Here is a 3265-nt window from a genome sequence, read left to right on the forward strand (position 1 = left end):
CACGTCCGGCTCTCCTCCGTCCGGCTCGCGGAAGGGTGCTCCGGCAGCTTCGTCTCCGAGGACGGGCTGGTGATGACCAACCATCACTGCGCCCACTCCTGCATCGAGCAGCTCTCCACGGCCCAGAAGGACTACGTCGCCTCCGGCTTCTCCGCCGCCTCCTTCGCCGACGAAGTGAAGTGCCCGGAGATCGAGGTCAACCAGCTCGTGGCGATCAAGGACGTCACGGCCGACCTCGGCAAGGCGACCGCCGGCAAGGCCGGCGAGGCGTTCGGCGCCGCCCAGCGCGCCGAGATGACCAAGCTGGAGAACGAGTGCGCCGGCGGCGACGCCGACCTGCGCTGCGAAGTCGTGACGCTCTACCACGGCGGGCAGTACCACCTCTACAAGTACCGCCGCTTCCAGGACGTCCGGCTGGTCTTCGCCCCCGAGTTCGCCATCGCCTTCTTCGGCGGCGACCCCGACAACTTCATGTTCCCGCGCTACGACCTCGACGTCTCCTTCCTCCGCGTCTACCAGGACGGCAAGCCGGCGAAGATCAAGGACCACTTCGCCTGGTCGAAGAACGGCGCGCGCGACGGCGAGCTGACGTTCGTCTCCGGGCACCCCGGCGCCACGAGCCGCCTGATGACCGTCGCCGCGCTCGAGTACCAGCGCGACGTCGCCGAGCCGGAGCGGATCTTCTACCTCGCCGAGCTGCGCGGCATGCTGCGCGAGTTCATGAACCGCGGCCCCGAGCAGGCCCGCGTCGCCAACGCCACGCTCTTCTACGTCGAGAACAGCTACAAGGCGCTGCGCGGCCGCCTGACCACGCTGCAGGACAAGGACTTCATGAAGAAGAAGGTCGCCGACGAGTCCGCCCTCCGGGCGAAGATCGCCGCCGACCCGGCGAAGGCCAAGGTCTACGGCGGCGCGTGGGACGCGATCGCCGCGGCGATGCAGGATCAGCGCCGCCTGCGCAAGATGTTCGGCTACGTGGAAGGCGGCCGCGGCTTCTCGTCGCGCCTCTTCGGCGTCGCCCGCGAGCTGGTCCGCGGCGCCGCCGAGCGCCCGCTGCCCAACGACAAGCGCCTGCGCGAGTACGCCGACGCCAACCTGCCGGCGGTCGAGCAGGAGCTCTTCTCCGCCGCGCCGGTCTACGACGACTTCGAGATCGCCCGCTTCTCCTTCTCCCTCCTCAAGCTGCGCGAGGAGCTCGGCGCCGACCACCCGTTCGTCAAGAAGGCCTTCGGGCCGAAGTCGCCGGAAGAGCTGGCGGCGGAGCTGGTCAAGGGAACGAAGCTGAAGGACGTCGCCGTCCGCAAGGCGCTGTGGCAGGGCGGCCAGGCGGCGATCGACGCCTCGAACGACCCGATGATCCTCTTCGCCAAGCTGGTGGACGCCGACGCCCGCGCGATCCGCAAGGAGTTCGAGGACAAGGTCGAGTCGGTCCTCGACAAGAACAACGAGATCGTGGCCCGCGCGCAGTTCGCGGCGTACGGCGCGGGCGGCTACCCCGACGCGACCTTCACGCTGCGCCTCTCCTACGGCGCCGTCCGCGGCTACGTCGAGGACGACGGCCGCAAGATCGCGCCGTTCACGAACTTCGCCGGCGCCTTCGACCGGGCCACCGGCCGCGAGCCGTTCGCCCTGCCGAAGAGCTGGTTCGACGCGAAGCCGAAGCTCGACCTGGCGACGCCGTTCGACTTCGTCACCGACAACGACATCATCGGCGGCAACTCCGGCTCGCCGATGATCAACCAGAAGGCCGAGATCGTCGGGCTGATCTTCGACGGCAACATCCAGTCGCTCGGCGGCGACTTCTGGTTCGACGAGAAGCAGAACCGCGCCGTCGCCGTGGACAGCCGCGCGCTGCTGACCGCGCTCGACAAGATCTACGGCGCCAAGCGGATCGCGGACGAGATCCGGCCCAAGTAATGCCGCTCGCTTCGTTTCGCTCTGACCGGAAGGGCGTTCGAGCCTCGCTCGGACGCCCTTTCCTTATCTCGGCAACTCCGCGGCGAGCGCCGCGGCGAGCCGCGCGACGAGCGCCGCGCGCGCTTCGGGCGCGTACGGCCGCGCGGCGCCCGAGCCCCAGACAGGCCCCGGCCAGGCGGCGTCGCCGCGGAAGCGGGCGACGACGTGGACGTGGAGCTGCGCGACGACGTTCCCCAGCGCGCCGACGTTGATCTTGTCCGGGGCGGCGACGGCGTCGAGCGCGCGCGCCGCGGCGCCCATTTCCCTCAGCAGCTGCAGTTGGTCGTCCCACGGCAGCTCGTGGATCTCGCGCGCCCCCTCGCGCCGCGGCACGAGGACGATCCACGGGAAGCGGGCGTCGTCCATCAGCAGCGCCGACGAAAGCGGCAACTCGAGCAGCGGGACCGTGTCCCCCGCCAGCCGCGGATCAAGCTCGAAGGCCATCGCGTCCGTCCTCCGCGCGCCCGAACGGCGCGCCGCCGCACCGCCTTATCGAAGCCGCGCGACGAGGGCCGCGGCGAGGGCCTCGTACTGGGCGCGGTCGTTGTAGATCTGGGCCGAGACGCGCAGCAGGCGGCGCGGGGCGCGGGGCCAGAACATGATCGGGACCTCGATCCGCGCCTCGTCGTAGAGGCGCGCCTGCAGGAAGTCGCGGCCGCGCGCGGCGTCGTACTCCCCCTCCCGCGCGTCGGGCAGCGGCACGGAGGCGAGCGCGCCGATCATCTCCTCCGGCGCGGGCGGCGCGATCCCGAGCGCGCCGCAAAGAATCGCCCGCGCCTCGAGCGCGAGGGCGCGGTTGCGGGCCATCAGCTCCTCCGCGCCGCCGGGAAAGATCCCCTCGAGGAAGCTGATCGCCGCCGGCACGCAGAGGACCGCGGTCGGATCGAGCGTCCCCTGCCAGTCGAACAGCTTGCGGAACGGCCCGCGGTCGGCGCGGCGGTCGTTGTAGCCGTGGCTCACGACCGGCGGCACGAGCTCGTCGCGCAGCCCGCTCCGCGCCCAGAGCAGCGCGGCGCCCTTCGGCGCGCAGATCCACTTGTGGCAGTTGCCGGCGTAGTAGTCGGCGCCGAGCGCGGGAATGTCGAGCGGGATCATCCCCGGCGCGTGCGCGCCGTCGATCATGATCCGCTCGACGCCGCGTTCCCGGAGCGCGCGCACGATCCGCGCAGCCGGGAAGACGAGCCCGGTCTGGCTCGTCACGTGGTCGAAGAGGGCGAAGCGGGTCCGCTCCGACGCCCGCGCCGCGATCGCCTCGACGATCTCGTCCGCCGAGCGCAGCGGGAACGGCGCCTCGGCCACGACGACCTTC

General features: G+C 71.2%; 3 protein-coding genes. 1 reads left to right on the plus strand and 2 read right to left on the minus strand.

Annotated elements, in window-relative coordinates:
* The coding region (locus LLG88_05485) for a S46 family peptidase (GenBank protein MCE5246360.1) at positions 1 to 1917 on the plus strand (1917 nt) is incomplete at its 5' end.
* Positions 1918 to 1980: 63 nt separating this feature from the next.
* Here the strand turns inward: LLG88_05485 and LLG88_05490 are convergent.
* Complete coding sequence (locus LLG88_05490; GenBank protein MCE5246361.1) at positions 1981 to 2400, minus strand: HIT domain-containing protein; 420 nt, start codon at positions 2398 to 2400, stop codon at positions 1981 to 1983.
* Positions 2401 to 2445: 45 nt separating this feature from the next.
* On the minus strand, positions 2446 to 3265 hold an 820-nt coding region (locus LLG88_05495), incomplete at its 5' end, for an aminotransferase class V-fold PLP-dependent enzyme (protein ID MCE5246362.1).

The organism is bacterium (assembly GCA_021372775.1).
GTDB lineage: Bacteria > Acidobacteriota > Polarisedimenticolia > J045 > J045 > JAJFTU01.

Bases quoted from the DNA above. Each gene is read 5' to 3' on its own strand.
- LLG88_05490 (MCE5246361.1), bottom strand. From the start codon at position 2,400: ATGGCCTTCGAGCTTGATCCGCGGCTGGCGGGGGACACGGTCCCGCTG.